This is a genomic window from Deinococcus sp. QL22 (assembly GCF_023370075.1).
GTDB lineage: Bacteria > Deinococcota > Deinococci > Deinococcales > Deinococcaceae > Deinococcus.
Genome location: NZ_CP097149.1, coordinates 2,650,528 through 2,674,654 on the forward strand (window position 1 = coordinate 2,650,528; position 24,127 = coordinate 2,674,654).

Here is a 24,127-nt window from a genome sequence, read left to right on the forward strand (position 1 = left end):
TCCCATGACGGCTCCAGATTCCCTCTCCCTGCCCTTTGCCCTGCCTGACGTGACGCCCCTAGACTCCGTGGATTGGGCGGCCATTCCCAGCCCCGCCTTCGTGCTGGACGAATCGCGGCTGCGGCGCAACCTGACCCTGATTTCGCGGGTGCAGCAGGAAAGTGGCGCCCAGATCATCGTGGCCTTCAAGGGTTTTTCCATGTGGAGCGCCTTCCCGATGCTGCGCGAGTATGGCATTACCGGAGCCACCGCCAGCAGCCTGAACGAGGCCCGTTTGGCATCCGAAGAAATGAAGGGCGAGGTACACGTCTACGCGCCCGCCTACAGCGACAGCGAATTCCCGCAGATTCTGGCGCTGGCCGATCATCTGGTGTTCAATTCTTTTTCGCAGTGGGAGCGCTTTAAGCCGCAGGTTCAGGCCGCCCGCGCCGCCGGACAGGTCGTGCATGTGGGCATCCGCGTAAATCACGAATACGGCGAAGTCGAAACTGACCTCTACAATCCGGCGGGCCCTTTTTCCCGCCTTGGTGTGACCCGCCGCGAGTTCCGCGAAGACCTGCTGGACGGCGTGGACGGCCTGCACTTCCATAGCCTCTGCGAAAACGATTCCACCACGTTGGAGCGAACGCTACAAGCCTTTGAGGAAAAATTTGGCGAATTTCTGCCCCGTATGAAGTGGGTCAACTTTGGCGGCGGCCACCTGATGACCCGCGAAGGCTACGACATTCCCCGCCTGATCCGCGTGATTCGCAGCTTCCGCGAACGCTACGGCGTGCATGTGATCCTGGAACCCGGCAGCGCCTTTGGCTGGCAAACCGGCTGGCTGGTCAGCAGCGTGCTGGACGTGGTGCAGAACGTGAAACAGGCTGCCCTGCTCGATATTTCGGTCAGCGCCCACATGCCCGACGTACTGGAAATGCCTTACCGGCCCCGCATCTTGGGTGCAGGCGATCCGGGGGATTTTGGGCATGAGTACATCATCGGTGGCACGACCTGTCTGGCGGGCGACGTGATCGGTGAGTACGCCTTCCCGCAGGCTCTGAAGGTCGGTGACCGCGTGGTATTCGACGACATGATTCATTATACAATGGTCAAAACCACCTTCTTCAACGGCGTCAAGCACCCCGATATCGGCATCCTGCACGAGGGTGGACGCTACGAAGTGGTCAAGAGCTTCGGCTACGAGGAGTTCAAGGCAAAACTGAGCTGAAGCGGGAGCAGTTGGCAACTCGGGTCAAAAGCTTCTGACCTTCTTCATACCTTCAGACCCTAGACCTTTAGACGCCCTGACCCAACAGGCCACCTACAGAAACGCGCCCGACACCACTTCCGGTGCGGGCGCGTCTTCTGATCTCAACGCTTCTGATTTCAACTCAAGGGGTGGGTGATTTGTCTGTGCTGAGGCGGGGTGTTCAGTCCGCGCCAGCGCCGTCATTCAGACCCGTTCCAGCAAAGGCAGCCACCGGAAAAACGGGAGAAAAAGGGCCGAGCAGGGGATATGGGAAATCAGTCCTGCCCGGTTCCGGGGGAGTGCGAGAGGAGGGAAACTTCTCAGGGTGGTCGGGCTAGAGGCCGAGATACACGGCCCCTAACCGGAAGCCACTTACTTGCGGTAGACCTTCACCACACCGTTGACTGTGCGGATGGTGCCGCCTTCAAAGTCTGCCGCCCACGCGCCGCCGATGAGGTACTGGTCGCGGGTGGGAAAGCCGAGGAACGAGCCGCTGCCGCCGAGGCCCTGATAGGTTTTCAGGACGTTGCCGACCAGCCAGAACGTGCCGTATTTTTCGGTGCCGTACAGTGCGCCGTTCTGGAAGAATCCGTAGAGACCACTGGTGCCGTAGGTGTTGCGGGGAATGACTTTCTCATCGCCAGCAGCCCAGCCGAGGCGCGTGGGCGGGCGGGTCGCGCCGTTTTCAGCTTTGGCCAGCGCCAGGTAACGTTCCAGCAGACGGCCATGCACCGCGTAGGAGCGGCTGCTGCCGTTGGCGTGCAGCAGGGCGGCGTCGCCGTAAGCGCCCACGCCATTAAACTTCTGCCACAGGCCGTCGCTCCAGGGCACGGCGTAGGTGGTGGCGTTGCCCAGAGACTCGTTGCCCTTCAGGCGGTCATAGGCTTCGACCATCGCCTGATCAAAGGCGCCGTCCTGCTTCTGTCCGGGCTGAATCTGTGCCGTGGGCTGAGGCTCGGGCGTAGGTTGGGGGTTGGGCTGGGCAGGCGTTCCCGGCGTGACCGTCACTGTTCCGGTTGCGCCGCCCTGATTGCCTGCGTTGCCGCCGTTTTGTCCAGCTGTGCCCTGACCCACACGGAAGGTCGCCACATCGGTCACCCAGGAATCGGCGGGCAGCGGGTTCACCACGATGCTCAGCGCACGGGCCAGATTCTCCTGACCCCGCACACGCACCTGTGCAAAGCCTTCATCTCCCACAAAGCGGGCTACGTCGTCCAGATTCAGCTCTTTCTTGCTGGCGAGGGCCAACAGACGGTCTTGTCCGTTGGGGCCAGCCACCGTCAGGGTGTATTTGGCGGCCTGTGCCGGAAACACCCGCGTCACGCCCGCCTGTACAAAGTTGCTCTCTTCGTAGTTGTTGGGGAAGAACAGGTCGATCTGGCCGTTGGCGTTCACATTGAACAGGTACACGTAGGCGTCGCCGTTGGTCTTGATACCCACGCTGACTTTTTCGCCCTTGCGGTAGACCGGGTTCTGGTTGCCGCTGGCGTCCTTGTTGACCCACACCTGGACATTCAGCTTGGTTTCGACTGGGTTCACGATAATGCTCTGGGCGCTGATCTTGGCGGGGCTGGCGCTGGCAAGAGTCGCTGCGCCGAGGCCGAGCAAGAGGGTCATCATGGTCAGGCTTTTGGTGGTCATGTTGGTGTTCATCTGGAAACCTCCGGAAATAAGAAAGGGCGTTGATGGGGCGGAATGTTGGCCTTCTGGTGGGAGCAAGGTAGGGCGCGAACCTGATGAAGCACTGACCCCCAGACAACCCTAAACGGTGTACCAGTCACCTATGAACGTCACCCTAAGAACATTCGGCAGATGTGGTGAATAGATGAGTTGGGCCTGACTCAAACGTGACGGCATGCACATCTGCGGCATTGAAGCTCAACATGATCTGCAGTTAGGCTGCTGAGATGAACCCCTTCCGAACCTTGTTGGTTGTCAGTGCCGTTGGATTGGCCTTGACTGCGGTGCAGGCGCAGGCTTCGGCGACCCGCCCCGCCGATCCCTGGCCCAGCAGCGCCGTTTTGACGCGACTTTTTGTACTCCCCTCTGGCCGCGCCGATAGTGAGCGTCTGAGCCGGGAACTCCGCCTGACCCCCGCCCAAACCGCCGAACTCCGGCGCTTGGCGCGTGGTGAGGCGGCCGCAGCACAGGCGGGCCGTCAAGTCTTTGGGCGCGACGAGGCCACTGCCCTCAACGCCAAAATCGCCCGCCTGTCTGCCGAAAAAGACCGCAAAGTGCGCCTGAGTTTGGCGGGCAAGTACAGCAGCTTTCGGGGCTGGGTCAGAACGTGGTGGCGTGCAGAGGTCAGTGCGGCGCGGTAGGGAAAGAAGTCTGGGTCGAGTGCGTTGCCGAATGTCCCCGGTAACTGCTGAACCTTTGAGCTTTTAGCTCCTTACCCTTGACTGATACAGCTCCGCAGGAGAGGGGGAAGTTGAGAGGATTGACCTTGCGCCTTTCCTTAGACCCTTATACGCCTTCCTATCCAAACTCTTACCCCAGCCGCGTCGCAATCCAGAGGGCCAGTGGCGCGATCAGCAGTGCAGGAAGCATGCTGCCGACCCGCACGCGGCGATCTTCCCAGCCCAGCCCAGCCAGCATCAGATTCCACGAAATACCCGCGATCATCAGGCCGCCCGCTCCCGTAATCAGCAGTACATAGGCATTGGTCTTGAGAATCTCGGGACTGGCCCCGCCCAGTAGCCCGGCGGCAAATCCGCCCGCCGCCAAACTCAGGCCGCCCTGAAGCAGCAGCACCGTAATGGCCGAAAAGCCCACGCCGATGCCGTAAGCGCCCGCTAAAGCCACCGCCGCGATGCCGTCCAGCGTGCTTTTGAGGACATAGGTGGAATTGTCGCCCGTCAGACCGTTTTGCAGGCCCCCCACCACCGTCATCGGGCCAATACAGAACAGCAGGCTGGCCGCCACGAAGCCCTCGGTAAAGCGGCCACCCCCCTTAAAGCGCCGTTTGAGGGAGTCCCCCAGCCGGGCCAGGCCTTCTTCTATGCCCAGCGCCTCTCCGATCACTGCGCCCACCGCAAGGCTGACCAACGCCAGGATAACGCCTGGTACGGCTCCGCCACTGACCCGGTTCAGGCTGCCCGCCATGTCCAGCGCAATAAACAGGGTGACCAGACTCAGCGTTTGCAGCAGCGTGCGCTGGGTGCGTTCGGGCAGGCGGCCCCCCAACAGTAGCCCCAGCAGTGTGCCCACCAGCACTGCGCCCACGTTGATAAAAGTGCCGGACAGTTGAGTAAAAAGAGACATTCGGCTGCACTGTAGAGCATTTGACCAGCAGGCGACCGGGCGCTTGCCGGGGCCCCGCGCACGTTGTCTATCTGCCTCCTTTTACCCCCATCAGGTAACCCCTTTAAATTCGCTGAACGTTGACGCTGCCCTGACTTGGGCTGTGGTAAAGTTCCCGCAAGTTGAAACGGATTCCTGTTCGTTGGCTTGGGCCTAAGCCCACTGCACCCTCAAAGGGTGGCGGTTGGGGCGCGGGCGGCGCGGCGGGCCTCTTAGGTGAGGCTGCCGACTCCGGTGAAGTAGGCGTGCAGGAATTCAAAATCATAAATTGTTGTGCGGGGCTGCCTTCTGGTGGCCCCGCCTGCTTTTTGGAGGCGTACCTTGACTCTCTCTAACCAGTTCGAGAACCTGCCCAAGCTCCTGAAAATCAGTGAAGTGGCCGATTTTACGAGTACCCACGAGCGCACCGTGCGCCGCTGGATCCGGGACGGGCGATTGGTGGCGCTAGAGCATCCGAGCGGTTTGCGTGTATCGCGCCGCGCCCTGTGGCGGTTCCTGGGTCTGGATTTGGCGCTCAGCGCCTAGATGATTCATTGGTGGAAGAGGCCTGGTGGACGTATAGTCTGCGCCTTAATCCACTACAAAAGCTTTTACAGACTCTCTTGAGGGACTGCGTCCGTCTGCGCGGCTATTCTGGCCCGGAGATGTCTCCCATTCTGCTTCCCGAAGTGCTGCCCCTGCTGATTGGTACGGGTGGATTCGATCACGCCCTGATCTGGACGCCGCCTGACTTCCAACCATCCGAGCGGTTACCTGTCGCTTACATGCTAGACGGTCAAAACGTGTTTCTGGCCGATGAGGATGTGTCGGAGCGGGGCTGGCCGGGGTCTTGGCGTGGGGTGCAAACCGCCTCCGCACTGGCTGAGCAGGGCAAGCGGTTGGTCTTGGTGGCCGTCCCACACGGCCCGAACCGGATTGCTGAATACACCCTACAGCCTGACCCGGAACACGGCGGCGGAGAGGGTGCAGCGACGTTGGCCCGGATTATTGACCTCCTGAAGCCTCTGGTCGATTCGCGCTACGGGACTCGAACGGATGCGGCTGGCACGGCCTTGATCGGCAGCAGCTTGGGCGGATTGCTGGCGCTGTACAGCGGGCTAGGGCATCCGCAAACCTTCGGCTTTCTGGGTGTGCTGTCGCCCAGCATGTGGTGGTCAGACCGGGCGGTTCTGAAGGATGTGGCGGCAGCTTTCTTGCGCTCAGAGCAGCACTACGCCGTCAGCACGGGCGATCGGGAGGGCCAGACCGCAGAGGGCAGCGCCGCGCAGGTGGCCGAAACCCGCGCCCTGCACGCAGCTTTGTTGCAGGCGGGCGCACAGGCCACGATCAGCATTCTTCCCGGCAGAATTCATCATGAATCCACATGGGCCTCGCACCTGCTCGCCGTGCTGGACGCCTTCTGGACTCATGCCAATCCTCATGCTAATGGGGGAGAGGCGTGACACTTACCGCCTTGCAAGCTGCCGTGAATGCGGGCGATGACGTGGCGGCGTTGGCTGTTCTGGCTAACTTCCAGCCCGCATCTGCCGAAGCTCAAGCCTGCGCGGTGTTGGCCCTGCATTTGGGAAGGCCCAGCTTGGCAGCGCAGTGGGCCACCGATCCTCTGACCCGTGCGGCGGCGTTACTGCGCTTGGGCCACACCGAAGCCGCCCGCCAGACCCTTGCCCCGTTGCCCGACTCGCCGCGTGTGGCACTGCTTCTGGCCCGATTGCTGGCCCTAGAACATCAGGCCGATGCGGTGCCCCAAGCTGTGACACAGGCCACCTATGCCCGCGCTCTGGCCCGTGCCGAGGGCGATGCTGGAGCACTCACCGCCGCCGCTACGCTATTGGGAGAACTCCTGTTGCCCACCGATGCCCGCGCCGCCCTCCGCACTCTGGCCGAGGGTCTGAAGGTGGCAGAGATGGCAGGCGAGGCCGCCGACGCGCATTTGCTGGCGGTATTGGCGCACGTACAGGCCGCCGTAGGCGGAGCCGAAAAAGCGCGCCGCACCGCCGAAAAAGCCTTGGCCCGCGCTGCGCCGCGCAGTCCTGCCCGCGTGGTGGCGTTGCTGGCGTTGGGCCGTTCAGAGCAGGCCCATGCCGAAGCCTCCGCAGGCGAGTTGGACGGACGTTGGCTGACTCCGTTTATGGGGCTGTCACATCTAACCGCGCCAGACCGCGAATAACGAACCCGCCTACGTACTCGGCGGGCGCAGCGGCATCGGTCAGATGCAGCCCCGGCAGTGCGCGGCACAGCGCCCGCAGACTCAGCGCCAGTTCCAGGCGGGCCAGCGGGGCACCGAGGCAATAATGGCTGCCCAGCCCGAAGGTCAGATGCGGATTGGGGTCGCGGTTCAGGTTCAGGCTGTCGGGGACGTCAAAACGGCGCGGGTCGCGATTGCCGCTGGCGTAGAGCAGGGCCACCTTCTCCCCCGCTTTCAGTGATTCGCCGTGCAGCACGGTGTCTTCCAGCGCAAACCGCTCGAACATGGGCAGCGGCGTGTCATAGCGCAGGAGTTCTTCTACGGCACGGCGAAAGAGGGGCAAACTGCCTTCATGCGGGGCAGCCTGCACCAACGTTGACCACAGGTCGCCGCCCGCTTCTTGATCGCGCATGAGGGCCAGCACGCCCGCCGACAGGCCGTTGACGCTGGCTTCGTGGCCTGCATTCAGCAGCAAAATACAGGTGTCTACCAATTCCTGCTCGGTCAGGCGATCCCCGTCCTGCTCGGCCTGCACCAGCGCCGTAATCAGGTCATCGTGCGGGTTGCGGCGGCGTTGGGCGGCTAGGTCGCGCAACAACGCCCCAAATTCCAGCACCGCCCGCTCCGCCCCGGCCTGATCCCCCGGCGTGTGGGTGGGTTCGTACAGGCGCACGATGGCCGCCGACCAGGGGCGCAGACCGCCGCGTTCGGCTTCCGGTACGCCCAGCAGTTCGGCAATCACGGTCACGGGCAGCGGCTCGGCGTAGGACGACACCAGATCGAATGGCCCACCCGCCCGTAGCCCTTCCAGTTGCGCGGCGAGCAGCGTTTCTATGCGTCCAGTCAGGTTCTCCACACGCCGGGGAGTAAAGGCCATACCCACCAAAGAGCGCAGCCGGGCGTGTTTTTCCCCTTCGCTGTCCAGCATGTGATTCCCGTTGAAGGCGTCAAAGTTCGCCTGTTTGGGATCGGGCAGCGGCCAGCCCAATTCGTCGCGGGAATAGCGGTGCAGCACGCTGCGGCCAAAGCGTTTGTCCCTCAGCACCGCCGAAATATCCGCGTGCCGGGTCAGGAACACGCGGTTCAGATGCGGGTCGCGGAAGGCGGGCGTCTGCTCGCGCACCTCGGCCAGCAGCGGGTAGGGGTCGCGCACGAATTCGGCGTCGGTGAGCGGGAGTGCCAATGTGGGCAGGGGCATGGGTGTCAGGGTAGCGGGTGCGGGGCGGTCTGAGGGTCAAGGGTATTGGGGCGGGTGCGCCGATGACCTGTCCCCTCTGCTCCGCAACTCTGCGAGTCCCGCAAGGGGAGAGGTCAACAGCTAGACCCATCTGCTGTTTGCTCATCACCCTTGGCTCGAAAAGCTCCGCAGGAGAAGGGGTAAATGAGCAACGAGATTGCCCTTCCGCCTTCCCATTTTCCACAATCCAAACTCCACAACCCCTACAAAAACTGTTGTTCCTCAATGCGCGGGGGCTCATGCGCTTCCGGCATAGCGTCAGGTACGTCCGGCAGACCGGGTTCGATGGTCGGCAGCGGCGTTGTGGGCAGTGGTGGGCGCTCCAGAGGGGCCGATTCTTCGGGCAGGATATGGCGGGCCGAGAGTTCGCCAAACGACGACACGAGGGCGCGGTAGCCGCTGAGAAACTGGGCGTATTCCTGCCGGGCACTCGCCAACCGCGCCGTCAGGTCGCTGTGGCGATCCGAGAAGATGCGCTCCAGGTCGGCCATTCGTTCGGCCTGCGCCCGCTCACGCTCCAGAATCAGCTGGTGCTGCTCCCTCTCCAGGTCGGCAAAGCGGCCCCGGAAGGCCAGTTCCAGCGCACTGATGCGGCTCTGGTGCGCGGCTTCCAGTTCGGTGTTGCGGGCCTGCGCGTCGTTGTGAATAGCGTCGCGGAACACGTTGGCCTGTGCCAGAATGACCTCGCTTTCACGGGCCGCCGTTTCGCGCAGGTCGTGGCCCATGCGTTCGGCAGCCACCAGCGTCCGGCGAATCTCGTCTTCCTGCTGCTTCATTTCCTCTATGCGGCGTTCCAGTTCCTGCGTGCGCTCCTGCATGGCCTGACGCTCCTGCAACACGCCTTCCAATTCCTCGGCCACATCGGTCAAAAACTGGCGCACGCTGAGGCGGTCATAGCCGCCGAACTTGCCCGGAAACTCACGGTGACGGATATCGAGTGGAGATAACTTCATAGGCGTAACCTCATTGGTGGAACCTCATAGTACTGGCCTCATCGCAAGCACCTCGTCATAGAAATAATTTCCTGCCGACCCTGACCAACGTGGCCCCGGCACGCACTGCCAACGGATAATCGCCGCTCATGCCCATGCTGAGTTCCGGCAGGCCCAGGTCATGGGCGCGGCGGGCGGTGTCCTCGAACAGGCGCAGGGTGGCCCCCTCGTCGGCATCGTCGGGGGCCATGACCATCAGCCCGCGTACCTTCAGTCCAGTCTGCATCACCTGATGGTAAACGTCGGGCAATTGCTCTGGCCTGACACCGTGTTTTTGTTCCTCTCCATTATGAAGCTGTAAAAGCAGATCGGGAGCGCGGCCCCAGCCCTGCGCCGCCTGCGCGATAGCCTCGGCCTGCCAGACTTCCTCTATGCCGTGTACCAGCGTCACGGGTTTCAGGTACTTGATTTTGTTGCGCTGCAACGTGCCTATAAAGTGCCACTCGGTATGCGGGTCGGTCAGTTGCGCCGCCTTATCCCGCAGTTCCTGGGCGCGGCCCTCTCCCAGCACGTGTTCGCCGTAGGCCAGTACCCGCTCCCGAATGGCCTCTATGGGCTGCCCTTTGGTGACAGCGACCAGGCGCACGCTGCCCGGTGACCGTCCGGCTTCGGCTTCCAGCGCCCGCAAATGGGCCAGCACCTCCGGAACGCTCATGCTGATCCCGGCAGGCTGACCCTCGTCTTCACTTGTTTCACACGCGTATTCTGGCCTGTTCGGGCCGCCTGCTCAAGTCCACGTCGTCACACCGGAAAGTATCCGCCCCAGTTCCTGATCTTCCCGTCAAGGAATCTTCACGCTTCTCAGCGCCGCAACCGGGAAGGTGTAGCTCAGTGCGTCGTCAGGCCTATGGCCCGTTGCAATGAATCTGTCCCTGATGCATACGTTTAGAGGATTCTCATTGTACAGGGCGGACTCTAGCGGGCCTGTGCGACACTAGGAGAAGAATGCGACACCCCATGACCCTCGCCGTGACCACAATGCTGCTGGCTGCTCCGGCAGTGGCCCACGCCCAACAAGCGCCCACCACTCCCGCCCAAACTGCTCCGGCACAGACCACCCCAGCCCCAACCACGGCTGCACCGACCCAACGGGCCGGAACCGTGCAGGACATTACCGTCGTGGGCACCACCGAACTGCTTGCCAACTTTGTGCGGGCCACCCTGACTGTTCAGCCTGGCGTGGCCCTGTCTACCGTCAACCTGCGTCAAGTGGAACAGGAAGTGGTCGCCAGCGGCTACTTCAAGTCTGCGGTGGCCGAACTCCGCACCGTGAGCGGGCGCGACACGCTTGCCATTACCGTGACGCCCAACCCCACCATCTCTACTGTCGAAACCACGGGCCTGACCTTCCTGCCCGCCGACGGTTTCAAGGCAAGCGTGGCCGACCTGCTGAACGTGGCTCCCGGCGCGACGCTGAACTCTCAGCGGCTCGATCAGGCCAAAGAAGCCCTGGCCCAGAACTACAGCAGCGAAGGCTACCCGTTTGCCCCCAGCATCAGCGTGACCCAGAAGGTAAACGCCGACAACACGGTGGCCCTGACCTTCGTCGTCGATGAAACCGCGCCGATTACCCGCGTGGAAGTAGAGAACGTATCTCTGCTGCCCGCCGCCACCGTCACCAACATCTTCAAGCCCCTGTACGACGCGAAACGCTTTACGCCTGCGGCCTATTTTGCGGCCATTCAGCAGCTTCAACAGGCTTACGACGCTGCCGGGTACCTGCAAGCGGGCGCGGACGTGCAGGGCAGCAGCCTGGAGAACGGCGTCCTGAAAATCCGCGCTGTGGAAGGCCGGATTTCTGCCCTTGATCTCAGCGATCTGGGCGACCCGAAAGTGACGCTCCAGTCCCGCGTGGGCCAGCCCCTCACGCTGGCAGGCATTCAGGCCGATGTGCGCACCCTGTCTAACCAGACAGGCAAGCCGGTGGGCTTTGGCCTGCAACCCGACCCCGCCGATCCTTCCCGCGTGACCGTGCTGTTCGGGGCGGCGGACATTGCCAGCGGCCCTGTGAAGGCCATCGCGTTTGCGGGCAATACGCTGGTGCCCACCGCCACGCTTCAGGCGGCCATCAACACCAAAGTGGGCGACGTGTACAGCCCGCAACTGGCCCAGCAAGATTTCCTCGCCCTGCGCGACGCCTACCGCAAGGCCGGCTATGAAATCAGCACCCGTGACGCCGTGACCTTTGAAAACGGCACGCTGACCTTCAATACCCGTGAAGTGAGAATCGTGGGCTACGACCTGAAGTGGCAGGGCAACAAGCGCACCCAAGACCGCGTGATTCTGCGCGAACTGCCCGCCGTGAATCGTCCCTTCTCACTGCCCGAAATTCGTCAGGCGCTCGGCAACATCAGCCGTCTGGGATACGTCACCATCGTCAGCGAATCGGCCACCAGCGATCCCCAGACGCCCGAAAACATCACCTATGTGCTGACCCTGGCCGAAGCCAGCAGCGGCATCCCCGTGAGCCTGGGCCTGGCCTACGACACCGTGTCGGGTCTGGCAGGCGACGCCTCTTACAGCAATCCCAACGTATTCGGTCTCGGTCACAACTTCAGTGTGTCGGCGGGTGCCCAGCAAAACCAGGCGGGCCAAAACCTCGTGGGCAACGTGTCCTACACCATTCCCTGGCTCGACCTCGACTTTGCCGACTTCCGCACCAACCGCACCAGCGTTTCGGCCAATATCGGCACGAGTGTAGCGGGCAACAATACCCTCGTCGATAAGTCTAACCCTGCTCTGGAAGCCAAGAGTTATGACACCGACCGGGATTACACCGTGCGCACCACGGGCTTTAGCGTGTCGGCGGGCCGCAACATCACTCAGGCGCTCGCCATCAGCGCGGGCGTAGGTCTGAACTACCGTACCTACTTCCTGGAGCCGCTGCAAAAAGACGAAGCCAGTACCTATTCCGACAATGCGGCTACACCTCTTTTGTCTCCCACCAACCTCACCACCCGCGTGAATTTGGGGCTGCGCTACGACACCACCAACAACCCCGAATTCCCCAGCAGCGGCGTGCGGGCCAACCTTGACCCGGCCTACTCTTTTGGGCGCTCCGGGGAAAATCCGGTGGGCTGGACAGACGTGGAAACAGGAGCCAGCACCTACTTTGGGGTGGGCGGCACGATCGATAAGGGCAACGGCGTGAGAGGGGCCCGTTCGGTGGTTGCAGTCCGGGCCAACGCGGGAACGCTGTTCGGCGCAGCCCCGACTGGTACGGGCTTTACGGTGGGCGGCGGCAGCACCCCGATTGCCTCCAAGCAGATTCGCGGCATTGCCGATGGCTCGGAATTCGGCACCAATTACTTCACGGCCAGCGGCGAATACCGCTACGACTTCAACCTGAATACCGCCGTGACCGAGGGCGTGTACGGCGTCCTGTTTGCCGACGCGGGCGACGCCTGGAGTACAGGGGAATCCTTTAGCCTGAACTACGGTATCGGTGCGGGCGTGCAAGTCAACGTGGGCTTTAACGGGGCACGCCTCGCCAACCTGCGCTTCGATTACGGGTACAGCCCCCAGAACAACAAGGGCGCGTTCTACTTCCGCATCGGCAACTTCTTCTAGACAGTAGAGTTGGTTAAACAGGAAAGTTGAGCCTCCTCTCCGGGAGCGCATCAACGCGGGGGCGGTTAATTTACCTGCCCCCGTATGCCCAGGCACAGGCTCCGGCTTGTGCCTGTTGTATTGCCCCTCTCTCCAGCCTGCCCACCCCACTGAGCCTCTTGGCCGATAGGTTCCCCGCGTGCTGGGCGCTAGCATGGCCCCCATGATTATTTCCCCCATTTTCTCTGACCTGACTTACTTCTGGGGGGGCTTACCGTGGAAGGGCTGATGCTGGCGCGGGTGCTACGCGAGCTTGCGCCCAAATTGCCGCTGAGGACGCTGGGATGGGCCTTTCCCGACGAAACGACAGCGGCCCTGCTGCTGGAGGGCGTGGGCAATCTGGTGCTGTCCTACCGCCCGCCGCAGCCTGTGGTGTTCGTCAGCAAGGAACGCCTGCGCGGCGATCCCCGCAACGGCTTTCAGCGCTTTCTGGCGAACCGGGTGCGCGGCGACCTGCTGGGTGCAGAGCAACTGAAACTAGACCGCGTGCTGGTGCTGCATTTTTCGGGAGAGTCGGGCTTTGTGGATCAGGTGCCCAGCCGCCTGCTGTTTGAAGTCACGGGGCGGAATGCCAACCTGCTGGTGCTGGACGCCGCGCCGGAAGGGGGGGAGCCGTTTGAGGGCCGAATCGTGCTGGCCGCCCGCGAAATCACCAACAGCCGTAACCGCTTTCGCACCGTTCGCACCGGGGGCAGTTACACGCCGCCGCCGCCCTACCAGAAACTCGACCCGCGTGCCCTGTCTGATGAAGAGGCCGCCAGCCTCGCCAGCGTGCCTATCGGCAAATGGCGAGACAAGATAGACGGCTTGGGCCTGCTGCTGGGCGCAGAACTGGCCCGCCGCGCCGGGTTGCCGCTGGATCAGGCTCCCGGCGGACAGCAGTTGCCGGAGGCGTTGGCAGCGTTGGCTTCTATCGTGGCCGATCCCACCGTCAGCGAGGGCGTGATGCAGGGCGGCGCACGCGAGGCCGCCCGCAGCGACAAGGCCGCCGCCCTTCGCAAAGTGTTGCGCGAGCCGCTGGATAAGCGCGTGACCCTGCTGACCCACCAACTGGCCGACGTGACCCGCGCCGAAGCTGGGCTGGATGTGGCCGCCCAAGACCGCACCGAGGCCGACCTGCTGATGGCTTACGCCCACACCGTGCCTGCGGGCACAGCCAGCGCCCTGTTACCAGCCTTCGACGGCAGCGGTGAGGTTCCAGTGGCCCTTGAATCCCAACTGAGTGCCGTGCAGAACGCCGAAAAACGCTATACCCGCGCTCGCCGCCGCGAAGATGTATATGAACGCCTGGCCGAACGCGAGCCCATGCTCCGTGCCGAGCTTGAAGCCGCCACAGAGCGGGTCGCGCAACTGGACGGTGCATCGCTGGAAGAGTTGGAAACCCTGAGCGCCACCCTGCAAAGTGAGAAACCCGAACGCAGTCCCTATGGTTCGCGTTACACGACTCCCAGCGGCCTAGAAGTGCTGATTGGCCGCAACAACAAGGAAAACGCCGCCCTGACACACCGCCTGGGCCGCAGCATGGATTTCTGGTTTCATGTGCAGGGCTACCCCGGCAGCCACGTTTTGGTCAGAAGTGGCGGGCGCGAACTGGATCTGCCCGACATTCTGTACGCCGCCCGTCTCGCCGCAGCCCACAGCAAGGCACGTGGGGGCGGCAACGTGGCGGTAGATTACACCCGCATCAAGTACGTGTGGCGGCCCAAAGGTGCGCCCGCCGGACAGGTGCATTACACCGATCAGAAAACGGTGTGGGTGGAAGGAACGATGCCAGAAGAGGGGTAAATCAAGCCTGAAGACTTCATATCGGAAAAGTCAGCGTAAACTCTGCGCCGCCCCCCGGATGGTTGCGGGCCTCGATTTGCCCACCCTGCGCTTCGGTGAGGGCGCGGGCAATGGCGAGGCCTAAACCGCTGCTGGCGCGGCCCTGCGGATCGCGGGTACGGCTGGCATCGGCGCGGTAAAAGCGCTCGAAGGCCCGCGAGAGATCGTCGGGGCGAAAGCCGGGGCCATGATCGCGGATGGTCAGGCGGGTGTGTTGACCGTCGTAGTGGGAACTTAGTGTGACTGCACCGGGCGCGGCATACCGCAGGGCATTGTCCAGAATGTTGCGTAAAGTTTGGGTCAGGCGGTCTGGATCGGCCAGCAGAGGGGTCGGGCGGGGGGCCAGCACTTCCAACGTCACGCCCGCGCCCGCTGCACGGGTGGCGTAGGCGTCGGCCAGCGCGTGCAGCATGTGGCCCCCGTCCAGCATCACGGGTTTCAGGCTTAGCGCCCCACTTTCGGCCAACGACAGCAGGCGCAGGTCAGTCACCAGCCGGGCCAGCAACAGGACTTCGCTGTGCAGCCGGGTCAGCGCGGCGGCGTCGGTGGGCTGCACGCCGTCCTGCATGGCCTCTATCTCGGAGCGCAATACGGCTAGGGGGGTGCGGAGATCATGGGCCACGTCGGCAATCAGGCCACGCCGCCACGCTTCTTGCCGGGCCAAACTGGTGGTCAGGTCATTGAAGGCTGCCGTCAGGTCACGCAGCTCGTCCTGACGGCGCGGCACGGGCAATTGCAACTCCCGTTCTCCGGCCTGAAGCCGCTGTGCGCCCACCACCAGCCTCCCCAGTGGCCGGGTCAGTTGCCGCGTCATGAAGGCTGCCACGATAACGGCCAGCAGCGCACTCAGAAACGCAGACCTGACGGCACTGCGCGTAATTTCGGCAGAAGCCTCACGAACGAGTTCTCGCCGCTGGGCCAGCGTAGACGCCTCTGCATCGGTCAGGCCAGGTGCTCCGGTGGCTGGATTGACTTCGGGCCACGACCACTCGAAACCGATGGGATCGCCGCCCTCATCTGCCGACATCAGGCCCAATTCAGGGTTCAGTTTGGAGATGACCTGAAAGGCTGCATCTACGGTGGCAAAGGTGGTCAGCACGACGGCTAACACCGCCACCAATGCAAAGCTGCGCGTGAGGCGGGCACGCAAGCCGCTGCGGTTACGTTTGCGTTTTCTTGAATCGTGTGGCCTGCGGCCCTTGGGTGTTATGGGCCGAGTCTTCGGGATGGGTGGTCGCTGTTTTTCTCGTGTGGCTCGCTCCTGTACAACTTGCTCTTGTGTTTCCCGCCGCTTCATCCCGCCCCTACCCCTCAGCCCTCAGGCGGTAGCCGACGCCCCGCACGGTGTCCAGCAAGCCTTCGCGTTCCCCAAGCTTGCGCCGCAGATTCTTCACGTGGGCATCTACGGCCCGTTCGTCGGTACCCCGGTCCAGGCCGCCCAGCGCTGCCAAAAGTTCAGTGCGAGACCTGACCACGCCCGGTTCACGCGCCAGGGCCGCCAGCAGACGCACCTCGGCAACCGTAACTTCCAGTAGGGTGCCGTCCAGCCGGACTTCAAAGGCCGCTGTATCCACGCTGAGGGGGCCAGTGTGCAGCAGCGTGGGCACGTCCACCCCGCCCCCAGCCCGCCGCAGCACCGCCCGCACCCGCGCCACCACTTCACGCGGGCTGTATGGCTTGACCACGTAATCGTCCGCGCCGATGCCCAGCCCCACCAGCCGGTCTACTTCCTCATCCCGCGCCGTCAGCATAATGATGGGCAGATTCGATTCGGCCCGCACCCGCCGCGCCACCTCCAGACCGTCCATTCCCGGCAGCATCAGGTCAAGCAGCATCAGCGCAGGCCGCGCCGAACGCCACAGTTCCAGCGCGCGCGGCCCCGTTGCCGCCCGTTCGGTATGAAAGCCCTCCCGCCGCAAATATTCCTCCAGAATGTCGGCCAGCCGCACTTCATCTTCGACGATCAATATGGTGCTGGACATGGCGTGGCTCCTTTGCGGCGGGTAGGGGCGGTGGACGTGGAGGGCAGTCTAAGGGTCTAAAGGTCAAGGGTCTAAGGAAGGGCAATCGCTGAAGGTCATTCACCGTCAATCAGCGTTGACGGGCCAAGAGTCGTGGGGTTCTTAGACCCTCAGACCCTCGACCCTTAGACCTGTTGTGCTCCGTCAACCTACCCTACCCCGCAGTTCTCAGATCAGCTTATCCGCATCAGCTTTCGGCTCAGCCGCTTTGTCTGCTCCCTTGTCTGCCGCGCCGCCGTCGCCCATCAGGGTTTTGGTCAGGCTTTGGTACTCGTCGGCGTTGATCTCTCCCTTGGCGTAGCGTTCGCGGGCAATACTCAATGAGCCGTCGGTGAAAAACTTCTGCTTGCCGCGCCGGAAGTTCTCGCGCCATTCGTCGGCCATCTCGGACTTGTCCATGTCTGGCCCGCCCCGGCCCCAATCTGCGCCTGCTCCGGCCAGGGGTTGCTGCGGGCTGCCGCTGCCCATTCCATTCCTGCCCATGCGGTGCCGCCACATCTGGCGCTTGCGGCGAGCACGGGCAAACAAGAAGATGCCGAGGCCGAGCAGTGCGAAGAAGCCGAATCCGGGGCCGTCGCGGTCTCCGTGTTGCTGGTATCCCTGTGGGCCGTAGCCGTATGGCACGCCCTGAATGGGGGCGTAGGTCTGGGCGGGCTGTGTCATAAGGGGCTGTGCGGTGATCTGTGCGGGTGTAGCGTTGTTGATGATGACGTCCATGTGTGTTGCTCCCTGCGCCTGTGCGCGTCCTTCCGGGTGGTGCGTGGGGCCTGTCCCCTTGCGTGAATAGAAGGTACGGCTGAGCGCGTGAAGCGCAGGCGGAGCGAATGTGAATGCGGTGTGAATCGAACCGGAGGCTGTGGATCTGTTGGGATCTGTAAATCACAAAAAAAAGCCAGAGCGCCAAAGCACTCCAGCCCTTCCAGCACAGATTCTTTAGCGGATCGTCTTGGCCCAGTCCAGCATGGCGGCAGAAGCGGCGGCGGCCTTCTCAAAGGTGGCCGCGTGGCCTGCGCCGGGAATCAGCACCAACTTGCTGCCCACAATGCCTTTTTGCATTTTCATGGCCAGTTCGATGGGCGTTACGTTGTCCTCCACGCCAAAGATCAGCAGCGTGGGCACGCCAATGGTGGGCAAGATGGGGTTGGCGTCGGGCCGGGCGGCTAGTGCATTTGCGCCGCCGATGGCTCCGTTCAGGCTGGCCTGCTTGACCAGACCCCCCAGAAATTCCACCTGATTGGGCATTTCCATGCGGCTTTTGCCGGTCAGCATGCGGGGCAGCAGCGTGGGCACGAGGCTGGACACGCCCATCATTTCGGCCTGCTGCGCCGTACCGCGCCAGCTGCCGGCTTCGGCGGGTGCGGCGGCGTCGGCGGTGGTATCAATAAAAATCAGGCCCTTAAAGCGTTCCGGAGCCTGTTTGTACATTTGCAGCAGGGTCATGCCGCCCATGCTCATGCCGCCCACAATCGCCTTGTCGATCTTCATAGCGTCCATAAACGCCAGCATGGTTTTGGCGTAATTCTCGATGCTGGCGCTTCGGCTGGGGGTGGTACTGTTGCCGAATCCAGGCAAATCCACCGTAATCACCCGGAAGTTTTTGGCAAGGGCAGCGCGGTTGTTCTTGAACAGTTCGCCGCTGAGGGGATAGCCGTGAATCAGGATCAGGGGTTGGCCGCTGCCAGTGGCCTTATAGAACACTTTTGCACCGTTCACGTTCACGGTTCCCCTGTTGGCAATAGCCTGCGCTCCGGCGGGGGCAGCGATGGCAAGGGCAGTCGTTAACGCGAGCATGGTTTTGATCTTCCGGTTCATGTGAGTACCTCCGTTGGTATGGACGCACTCTAGGACTGCTCCCCACGCCTATTGCCGAGGTTCAAGGAAGCCTGTTGCCCCACCCAATGCCCGCTCTAGGCACTCTCAAGTGACGGTCAAGCTGCCCGGAGGGTTATTCGATGTCAAATGATTTAGACGCTGAGTTGGGCAGAGCCTCCCAGTACGCTTGCAGGTCGGCGGCCAGCGGAATATCGGCGCTGAACTGCGCTCCATCCCACGGAAAGGCGATGCGGGCGGCGTGGAGCGCCTGGCGGGCCAGCCCCAACCGTGCCGTCAGCTCTGGCGTTTGCCCGGTTTCCATAAACTCTAAAAAGGCGTCTGGATCGCGGCCGTAAATCTTGTCGCCCACCATTGGCAGGCCCAGATAGGACAGGTGCGCCCGGATCTGGTGAAGCCGCCCCGAACGCGGGTACGCCTCGATCAGACCGTGGCCTCCGCGCTGTCCCACCACACGGAAATCGGTGATGGCGGGCCTGCCGTCTGGTATCACCGCCTGCCGAATCACGATTTTATTTCGGCCTCCCAGTCCCAGTTCGCCCAACGGGGCGTCCACCGTTCGCCGTTCCCAATCAGGCGTGCCGTGCACGATAGCCAGGTAGGTTTTGCCCACCAAATGCGTCTTGAACAGCGTAAAGAACTTGCGGGCGGCGTCGGTGTCGCGGGTCAGCAGTTGTGCGCCGCTGGTTTCCCTGTCCAGGCGGTGCGGCGGCGCGAGGATGCTTTCGCCGGTGGCCGCCTGCATAAAAGTCAGCACGTCGGGTACTTCCACCCGCGCCCGCACCGGATGAGTCAGCCACAGCGCGGGCTTGTGCACCACATAAAAATCAGGATGCTCGGTGATGATTCGGGGTTTCTCGGTGGGGGTTAAAAAGGGCGCGGTCATACTTCCCACACGCTTTTGTACAGGCGGTCTGCCAGACGCGCCGACAAATCTACGGCCCGGTCTACTGTGCGGGCCAGCCGTGTTGCCAGCCATTCGTCGGGTACGCCATCTGCGGCCCACTCCGCCCCTGTGGCATACACGAAATGCGGGTTCACCACGCACTTGAAGTCCACCATTAGGCCAAAGGCAAACGCGCCGTGACTGAGGTAGCCGTGCGCCAGCCCGCCCGACACCAGAAACGTGACGGGTTTGTCGAACCACGCGCCGTGCAGTCTCCGCGCCTCGTCGGTGCTGCCCGTCAGCTCTACCAGCGATTTGGCCCCTGCGCCTATGCCCCAGTTATACACGGGCACACCCAGCAGCACGCCATCGGCCCCCGCAATGGCCGCGTGATACAGGGCTGCGTTGGGCTGCGCGTAACTGCTGGCGTTGTCGAACATAGGCAGGGGCGTTTCGCGCAAATCGAGCTGCGTGACTGCGTGGCCTGCCGCCCGCAGCTGCGCCGCCGCAAGTTGGATCATCCAGGCGCTGCGGCTATCGGGATCGAGGCTGGTCGAAATCAGCGTGAAGTTTAGCGGGTGGGACGGGGGCCAGGACGGGTCGGACATGGGGGGCAGGGTAGCAGGGGCGGGGGTCAGTGCGTATTGGTCGGGGCGGCGGGGTGCTTTGTCTAAGGGTCTGAGGTGCTGGGCCGCTCTGCCTCCAGAACTGTGTGGGGTTCTTAAACCCTTCGACTCTCGACCCTGAGACGCCTTTATACGTCGCTGAGTTTATAAACACGCTCTCAGACGCCCTTCCTCTGCATCAGCGCCGTCCGTTTGCACCGGGCCACCACCTCGCCGCGCTGGTTGATGGCCCGGTGTTCTACCGTCACGATTCCGGCGTCGGGGCGGCTGCCACTGGCCCGCGCTTCCAGCACTTCCGACTCGGCGTGGATGGTATCGCCGTGAAACACGGGGCGCGGAAATACCACGTCGGTCAGGCCCAGGTTGGCGATGAGGGTGCCCAGGGTCAACTCGTGCACGCTCAGGCCGACGAGCAGGCTCAACGTCAGCAGGCTATTGACAAGGGGCCGCCCAAATTCTGTGCCCGCCGCGTATTCGTGATCGAGATGGAGCGGCTGGGGATTCATCGTCATGGTCGTAAAAAACACGTTGTCAGCTTCGGTAATCGTGCGCGTGACGCGGTGCCGAATGAGGGTGCCGGGGGCTAGTTCCTCGAAATAACGGCCCTGCGGGCGGTTCAGGTCTTCATTCATGGTGGCCTGATTGTGCCTCAGCTTCCGCTTGCGTAGGTTCAGCTTCGGCCTGTGCAAGCAAAGCTCTAGCTTTGGCGAGCATCGGTTCGTCTATCATCTGGCCCTCGAAGGTCATCACGCCCCGTCCGGTCTCGGCTGCGGCGTGGGCAGCGTCCAGCAATCGGCGGGCGCGGGCGGTATCGGCGGGTGTGGGGCCAAATGTGCCGTGACACAGCGCCACCTGCGCCGGGTGAATGCACAGTTTGCCCGCATATCCCAGCGCCCGGCCCTGCGCGGCGTCCAGCAAAAAGCCCGCGTCGTCGTTCAGGCGCGTCACCACGATATCCAATGCCGGAACGCCTGCCACCCGCGCAGCAAGGGCCACCCGTGAGCGGGCGTAGAGAACTTCCAGATTGGGTGTCCCAGACAGCTCCGACAGACGTGTGCCCCCCAGGTCGGTGGTGTAGTCCTCGGCCCCGAAATAGGCCCACGCCACCGCAGGTACGGCCATGATGTCGTGTGCGTGCCAGACGCCCAATGCCGTTTCCAACCCCGCCATGATCGGCAGGCTCAGCCCGTATTCGGCCAACGCCGCCGCCACAGCCAGAGTGTCGGCCCCTGATTCCAGCTTGGGCACGACCACCCCCGCCAATTCGGGCGTCAGGGCGTGCAGATCGTCGGCAAAATAGGGCGAGTGGGGCGCGTTGATCCGCACAAATACATTCAGTTTGGGGTGGGCCGCCACCAACTCCCGCGCCGCATCCCGCGTGATGATCCGGGCCTCAGCTTTGGCTTGGGGGGTGTTGGGCACAGCATCTTCGAGGTCGAGTACCACCGCGTCCGGCCCACTGCGGGGCAATTTTGCCATCAGGTCAGCGCGGTTGCCGGGAGCGAACAGCACGCTGCGTGGGCGGGTCAGAGCCGGATTCACCGGGCCTCTGGAATAGAGGAACGAACGTCTGTTGGGCTTGACATATCAGCCAGTGTAAAGCGGTAGCCACCAAGCACCGCATCTCTGTTGTTGTCTCTAGAGTAGTACCACTCAATCTTCTCTTTAGAATCCTAAGCTCAGGCCATGTGGAATCCACAGCAATACCTTCAGTTTCAGCAGGAGCGGGATCGGCCCTTTTCTGACCTGCTGGCGCAGGTGCACGGGCAACCAAGAACGGTGGCTGATCTGGGCTGCGGCACGGGCCACCTCACTGCTGCTCTGACTGAACGCTGGTCGGGAGCAAGAGTGTTGGGCCTCGACAGCAGTGCCGAAATGCTGGACAAAGCCGCCGCCTATGCCGCCCCCAACCTGACCTTTCAGCAGGCCGATCTGCGCGAGTGGCAGCCGGAAGCATCGCTGGATCTGCTGATCAGCAACGCCGCATTGCAGTGGGCGGACGGTCACGCCCAACTTATTCCGCGTTTGGCCGGATACGTGGCGGCGGGCGGCACGTTTGCCTTTCAGGTGCCGGGCAATTTTGATGCGCCCAGCCATATGCTCTTGGCCGAAGTGTTGGCCCGCCCGCGTTGGAAACAGCTTCAGGCCGAGGCCCGTGATAAGGCCACGTTAGGCGCGTTTGGCCCCGCCGAATACGCCGCGCTTCTCGCCCCACTTGGCTTCACGGTCAACGCCTGGGAAACCACCTATCTGCATCTCCTTCCTGTGCCCGCAGACGGCGCGAACGCGGTGCTGGAATGGGTCAAGGGAACGGCGCTGAGGCCCGTGCTGGCACAATTAAATGCTTCAGATACCACTGAATTTCTGGCCGAGTACGGGGCGGAATTGGCGCGGGATTATCTGGCCCAAAGCTACGGCACGCCCTTTCCATTTCGGCGGGTATTTGTGGTGGCTCAACGTTCGAGCTAACCCTGATCTCAGGCCAACACGTAAGCGGCGTCCCGCTTGCCCACCCCGCGCTTTAGCAGCAGGCCGTCCTGCACCAGGCGCCGTAGCACGCGCCACGATTGCTGGGGCGTCAGAGCGCACGCGGCGCGGAGTTCCACATTTCGCACACTGCCCTGTTCCCGCGCCAACGCGAGGGCCACCGCCCGCACTTCGGCAGCGGAAGGGCCGTCGATCTGGGCGGGTTTGGGGGCGCGGGCGGGGCGTGCAGCGGGCGCGGCGTGGGGGAGAGGTTGGTCTTCGGGTTCGCGTAACTCGGCAGGCGCGGCGGCTCTGACCGCTACGGCTGGAGCTTCGGCCCACCCCTGAGCTTCCTCCACATCCGGCCCAACTTCAGATTCAACTGTCGCCACTTCAGGCTGCGCGACTTCTCTAACGGGTGCAGTTTGAACCAGCACAGGCTTACCCAGCGCGGCCCGAACCTCGGCGCTGAGGATATAGGCGATGCCGCGCCCCACGCCCGCCCGCTCGATCAGGTTGTGTTCTTCCATGCCGCGCAGCAGCCTCGGCGTGCGGTCTTCGGCCAGTTGCAGGGCGCGGGCCAGTGTGGCGCGGGTGGCCTCGCCCTCGCGGGCCAGCAGGCTCAGCACGATCAGCATGTCCAGCGACAGGGTCTGCATGTCTTCCTGTTTGCGGGCCACAAAACGCACAAAATCGGCGTCGAAGCCCGGTGAGTGCAGTGCCAGCGTCACGGCGTCGGGGTAGGTCGTGAACTCCGGCGGCTCTTTGCCGTGCCGCAGCATCAGGCCGTACATCTTGTCTACGCCCACGCCCGCCCGCTCCACGAGGCCCAGTTTCGCCAGAACTTCGGCCAGCAGCGGATTGCGGCGCTTGGGCTGATGCCGCAGAATATTGCCCGGCGTAATTCCCCCCGGCAGCCCGCCCGGATTCATGATTTCCAGACGGTCAGGGTAATGGTGCACATGCACGGCGTCGCGCAGGGTGTAGTCGCGGTGGGTCAGGGCGTTCAGCAGCGCCTCGCGGTACACCGACTCATCCTGATCCCAGACTTCTATTCGGAACAGGCCCACCTGCACGGGCGTAAAGCGGTTGCGGGCCTGAATCAGCTCGGCCAGCCGGGTCAGCAGCGCCGGAATGGGCCGCAGCAGGTCTTCCCGAAACTGGAATTCGACGTCGGTGGTGGCGTGGTGGTAAAAGCAAACCTCGGCCTGAGGCATGTGCGCCCGCAAAGCAGAAGGCGTGCCTGCCAGCAAAATTCCGGCCAGCGTGGGTCGCAGCGCTCCGCCGCTGGGAATCAGCAGTCCCAGTTCCTGCAAAAAGTCCAGATCAGGCAGGTTGGACGCGCTGCCCCGCCGTCCCAACCCCCGCAGACGGGCCACTTCTGCTGGGTCAAGGTCGGCCAAGCTGGCATCGGGCGGCACGGTGGCGGTGTAATCCTGATCGGCCACGGGTTCGGCTTCGGCAGGGGTTACGGGCACCAGATGTGCGCCGTCCCAGGCGATCACGGCTCCATCGGGCGCGGCCAGCACGTACGGCGCTTGCAGCACGAATACGGCCAGCACCCGCGCTCCACCCGGCAGGCGGTGATGCTGCACATTCACGGTTAGCCGCCCACCCGACAGTTCAAAAATCGCGTGCGTCACCATCAGGGGGTGCAGTTCGCCTGCATCCCGAACGGACTCCCCGCCAGTCAGCGCGTCCACGCCCACCAGCAGCGTGCCGCCCCGTGCGTTGGCGAGGCCCACGGCATACCGCGCCAGCTCCTGCGGCGTCACATTCAGAGGCAAATGCACGCAGGACGGCCCCGGCGGCGGCAGCACCCCAAGCGGAGAAATGGCATTTTGGGCCGTGTTGGCCCCGCTGTCGGCAGTCACAAACGCAGAGTATACGCGGCGGCGGGGCAGGGGAGCCACAGTG

22 protein-coding genes are annotated in these 24,127 nt (G+C 63.2%); 8 read left to right on the forward strand and 14 right to left on the reverse strand.

The features are described from left to right. Positions 1–4 precede the first annotated feature (4 nt). Positions 5–1,210, forward strand: a complete 1,206-nt coding sequence (nspC, locus tag M1R55_RS13265) for a carboxynorspermidine decarboxylase (RefSeq protein ID WP_249392217.1) — start codon at positions 5–7, stop codon at positions 1,208–1,210. Between the two features lie 393 nt (positions 1,211–1,603). Here the strand turns inward: nspC and M1R55_RS13270 are convergent, their stop codons facing one another. Further along, positions 1,604–2,884, reverse strand: a complete 1,281-nt coding sequence (locus M1R55_RS13270) for a DUF4384 domain-containing protein (RefSeq protein ID WP_249392218.1) — start codon at positions 2,882–2,884, stop codon at positions 1,604–1,606. Positions 2,885–3,138: 254 nt separating this feature from the next. On the opposite strand from M1R55_RS13270, the gene M1R55_RS13275 reads away from it, so the two are divergent. Next, positions 3,139–3,552, forward strand: coding sequence for a hypothetical protein (locus tag M1R55_RS13275; protein WP_249392219.1), 414 nt, complete (start codon positions 3,139–3,141; stop codon positions 3,550–3,552). A 169-nt stretch (positions 3,553–3,721) separates the two neighbouring features. On the opposite strand, the gene M1R55_RS13280 is transcribed toward M1R55_RS13275, so the two are convergent. After that, positions 3,722–4,495 carry a DUF554 domain-containing protein gene (locus M1R55_RS13280; protein ID WP_249392220.1) on the reverse strand — a complete coding sequence of 258 codons (774 nt, stop codon included), beginning with the start codon at positions 4,493–4,495 and terminating at the stop codon, positions 3,722–3,724. Positions 4,496–4,855: 360 nt separating this feature from the next. On the opposite strand from M1R55_RS13280, the gene M1R55_RS13285 reads away from it, so the two are divergent. From M1R55_RS13285 to M1R55_RS13295, 3 genes are all read left to right on the forward strand, one after another. Then, a complete protein-coding gene (locus M1R55_RS13285) occupies positions 4,856–5,059 on the forward strand; it encodes a helix-turn-helix domain-containing protein (RefSeq protein WP_136366549.1) in 204 nt (67 codons plus the stop codon). Positions 5,060–5,178: 119 nt separating this feature from the next. Beyond that, positions 5,179–5,976, forward strand: coding sequence for an alpha/beta hydrolase (locus tag M1R55_RS13290; RefSeq protein WP_249392221.1), 798 nt, complete (start codon positions 5,179–5,181; stop codon positions 5,974–5,976). Continuing rightward, positions 5,973–6,701, forward strand: coding sequence for a hypothetical protein (locus M1R55_RS13295; RefSeq protein WP_249392222.1), 729 nt, complete (start codon positions 5,973–5,975; stop codon positions 6,699–6,701). Before M1R55_RS13290 ends, M1R55_RS13295 begins: the two co-directional genes overlap by 4 nt. Here the strand turns inward: M1R55_RS13295 and M1R55_RS13300 are convergent. The 3 genes from M1R55_RS13300 to M1R55_RS13310 form a co-directional block, all read right to left on the reverse strand. Further along, positions 6,661–7,917, reverse strand: a complete 1,257-nt coding sequence (locus M1R55_RS13300; RefSeq protein ID WP_249392223.1) for a cytochrome P450 — start codon at positions 7,915–7,917, stop codon at positions 6,661–6,663. The genes M1R55_RS13295 and M1R55_RS13300 overlap by 41 nt on opposite strands. Positions 7,918–8,159: 242 nt before the next feature. After that, positions 8,160–8,909, reverse strand: coding sequence for a DivIVA domain-containing protein (locus tag M1R55_RS13305; RefSeq protein WP_249392224.1), 750 nt, complete (start codon positions 8,907–8,909; stop codon positions 8,160–8,162). Positions 8,910–8,964: 55 nt separating this feature from the next. After that, the gene (locus tag M1R55_RS13310) at positions 8,965–9,603 is read right to left on the reverse strand and encodes a YggS family pyridoxal phosphate-dependent enzyme (protein WP_249392225.1); all 639 of its coding nucleotides are present in this window, start codon (positions 9,601–9,603) and stop codon (positions 8,965–8,967) included. Between the two features lie 290 nt (positions 9,604–9,893). Here M1R55_RS13310 and M1R55_RS13315 point away from each other — a divergent pair, with 290 nt between their 5' ends. Together M1R55_RS13315 and M1R55_RS13320 are read left to right on the forward strand one after the other, a co-directional pair. Then, on the forward strand, positions 9,894–12,518 hold the full coding sequence (locus M1R55_RS13315; RefSeq protein WP_249392226.1) for an outer membrane protein assembly factor: 2,625 nt from the start codon (positions 9,894–9,896) through the stop codon (positions 12,516–12,518). Between the two features lie 255 nt (positions 12,519–12,773). Next, the gene (locus tag M1R55_RS13320; protein ID WP_249392227.1) at positions 12,774–14,342 is read left to right on the forward strand and encodes an NFACT family protein; all 1,569 of its coding nucleotides are present in this window, start codon (positions 12,774–12,776) and stop codon (positions 14,340–14,342) included. 16 nt (positions 14,343–14,358) lie between these two features. On the opposite strand, the gene M1R55_RS13325 is transcribed toward M1R55_RS13320, so the two are convergent. The 8 genes from M1R55_RS13325 to M1R55_RS13360 all read right to left on the reverse strand — a co-directional run bounded on the left by M1R55_RS13325 (position 14,359) and on the right by M1R55_RS13360 (position 21,223). Beyond that, positions 14,359–15,531 (reverse strand): ATP-binding protein, encoded by a 1,173-nt coding sequence (locus M1R55_RS13325; protein WP_249392228.1) that lies wholly within the window; start codon positions 15,529–15,531, stop codon positions 14,359–14,361. Between the two features lie 154 nt (positions 15,532–15,685). After that, positions 15,686–16,363 (reverse strand): response regulator, encoded by a 678-nt coding sequence (locus M1R55_RS13330; protein WP_249392229.1) that lies wholly within the window; start codon positions 16,361–16,363, stop codon positions 15,686–15,688. A gap of 207 nt (positions 16,364–16,570) precedes the next feature. Beyond that, the gene (locus M1R55_RS13335) at positions 16,571–17,119 is read right to left on the reverse strand and encodes a hypothetical protein (protein WP_249392230.1); all 549 of its coding nucleotides are present in this window, start codon (positions 17,117–17,119) and stop codon (positions 16,571–16,573) included. Positions 17,120–17,335: 216 nt separating this feature from the next. Beyond that, on the reverse strand, positions 17,336–18,214 hold the full coding sequence (locus tag M1R55_RS13340; protein ID WP_249392231.1) for an alpha/beta fold hydrolase: 879 nt from the start codon (positions 18,212–18,214) through the stop codon (positions 17,336–17,338). Between the two features lie 133 nt (positions 18,215–18,347). Next, entirely contained in the window at positions 18,348–19,118 is a 771-nt protein-coding gene (locus M1R55_RS13345; protein ID WP_249392232.1) for an RluA family pseudouridine synthase, read from the reverse strand. Then, entirely contained in the window at positions 19,115–19,726 is a 612-nt protein-coding gene (locus M1R55_RS13350) for an NADPH-dependent FMN reductase (protein ID WP_249392233.1), read from the reverse strand. Before M1R55_RS13350 ends, M1R55_RS13345 begins: the two co-directional genes overlap by 4 nt. A gap of 176 nt (positions 19,727–19,902) precedes the next feature. Next, positions 19,903–20,376 carry a MaoC family dehydratase gene (locus M1R55_RS13355; RefSeq protein WP_249392234.1) on the reverse strand — a complete coding sequence of 158 codons (474 nt, stop codon included), beginning with the start codon at positions 20,374–20,376 and terminating at the stop codon, positions 19,903–19,905. Continuing rightward, complete coding sequence (locus tag M1R55_RS13360) at positions 20,369–21,223, reverse strand: CoA ester lyase (RefSeq protein WP_371827193.1); 855 nt, start codon at positions 21,221–21,223, stop codon at positions 20,369–20,371. The genes M1R55_RS13355 and M1R55_RS13360 overlap by 8 nt, the downstream gene beginning before the upstream one ends. Before the next feature lie 207 nt (positions 21,224–21,430). Here M1R55_RS13360 and M1R55_RS13365 point away from each other — a divergent pair, with 207 nt between their 5' ends. Further along, on the forward strand, positions 21,431–22,213 hold the full coding sequence (locus M1R55_RS13365; RefSeq protein ID WP_249392236.1) for a methyltransferase domain-containing protein: 783 nt from the start codon (positions 21,431–21,433) through the stop codon (positions 22,211–22,213). Between the two features lie 8 nt (positions 22,214–22,221). On the opposite strand, the gene M1R55_RS13370 is transcribed toward M1R55_RS13365, so the two are convergent. Further along, positions 22,222–24,084 carry a helix-turn-helix domain-containing protein gene (locus M1R55_RS13370; RefSeq protein WP_249392237.1) on the reverse strand — a complete coding sequence of 621 codons (1,863 nt, stop codon included), beginning with the start codon at positions 24,082–24,084 and terminating at the stop codon, positions 22,222–22,224. Between the last annotated feature and the right edge of the window lie 43 nt (positions 24,085–24,127).

Bases quoted from the DNA above. Each gene is read 5' to 3' on its own strand.
- nspC (WP_249392217.1), top strand. From the start codon at position 5: ATGACGGCTCCAGATTCCCTCTCCCTGCCCTTTGCCCTGCCTGACGTG.
- M1R55_RS13270 (WP_249392218.1), bottom strand. From the start codon at position 2,884: ATGAACACCAACATGACCACCAAAAGCCTGACCATGATGACCCTCTTG.
- M1R55_RS13275 (WP_249392219.1), top strand. From the start codon at position 3,139: ATGAACCCCTTCCGAACCTTGTTGGTTGTCAGTGCCGTTGGATTGGCC.
- M1R55_RS13280 (WP_249392220.1), bottom strand. From the start codon at position 4,495: ATGTCTCTTTTTACTCAACTGTCCGGCACTTTTATCAACGTGGGCGCA.
- M1R55_RS13290 (WP_249392221.1), top strand. From the start codon at position 5,179: ATGTCTCCCATTCTGCTTCCCGAAGTGCTGCCCCTGCTGATTGGTACG.
- M1R55_RS13300 (WP_249392223.1), bottom strand. From the start codon at position 7,917: ATGCCCCTGCCCACATTGGCACTCCCGCTCACCGACGCCGAATTCGTG.
- M1R55_RS13305 (WP_249392224.1), bottom strand. From the start codon at position 8,909: ATGAAGTTATCTCCACTCGATATCCGTCACCGTGAGTTTCCGGGCAAG.
- M1R55_RS13310 (WP_249392225.1), bottom strand. From the start codon at position 9,603: ATGAGCGTTCCGGAGGTGCTGGCCCATTTGCGGGCGCTGGAAGCCGAA.
- M1R55_RS13315 (WP_249392226.1), top strand. From the start codon at position 9,894: ATGCGACACCCCATGACCCTCGCCGTGACCACAATGCTGCTGGCTGCT.
- M1R55_RS13330 (WP_249392229.1), bottom strand. From the start codon at position 16,363: ATGTCCAGCACCATATTGATCGTCGAAGATGAAGTGCGGCTGGCCGAC.
- M1R55_RS13335 (WP_249392230.1), bottom strand. From the start codon at position 17,119: ATGGACGTCATCATCAACAACGCTACACCCGCACAGATCACCGCACAG.
- M1R55_RS13340 (WP_249392231.1), bottom strand. From the start codon at position 18,214: ATGAACCGGAAGATCAAAACCATGCTCGCGTTAACGACTGCCCTTGCC.
- M1R55_RS13345 (WP_249392232.1), bottom strand. From the start codon at position 19,118: ATGACCGCGCCCTTTTTAACCCCCACCGAGAAACCCCGAATCATCACC.
- M1R55_RS13350 (WP_249392233.1), bottom strand. From the start codon at position 19,726: ATGTCCGACCCGTCCTGGCCCCCGTCCCACCCGCTAAACTTCACGCTG.
- M1R55_RS13355 (WP_249392234.1), bottom strand. From the start codon at position 20,376: ATGAATGAAGACCTGAACCGCCCGCAGGGCCGTTATTTCGAGGAACTA.
- M1R55_RS13360 (WP_371827193.1), bottom strand. From the start codon at position 21,223: ATGGCAAAATTGCCCCGCAGTGGGCCGGACGCGGTGGTACTCGACCTC.
- M1R55_RS13365 (WP_249392236.1), top strand. From the start codon at position 21,431: ATGTGGAATCCACAGCAATACCTTCAGTTTCAGCAGGAGCGGGATCGG.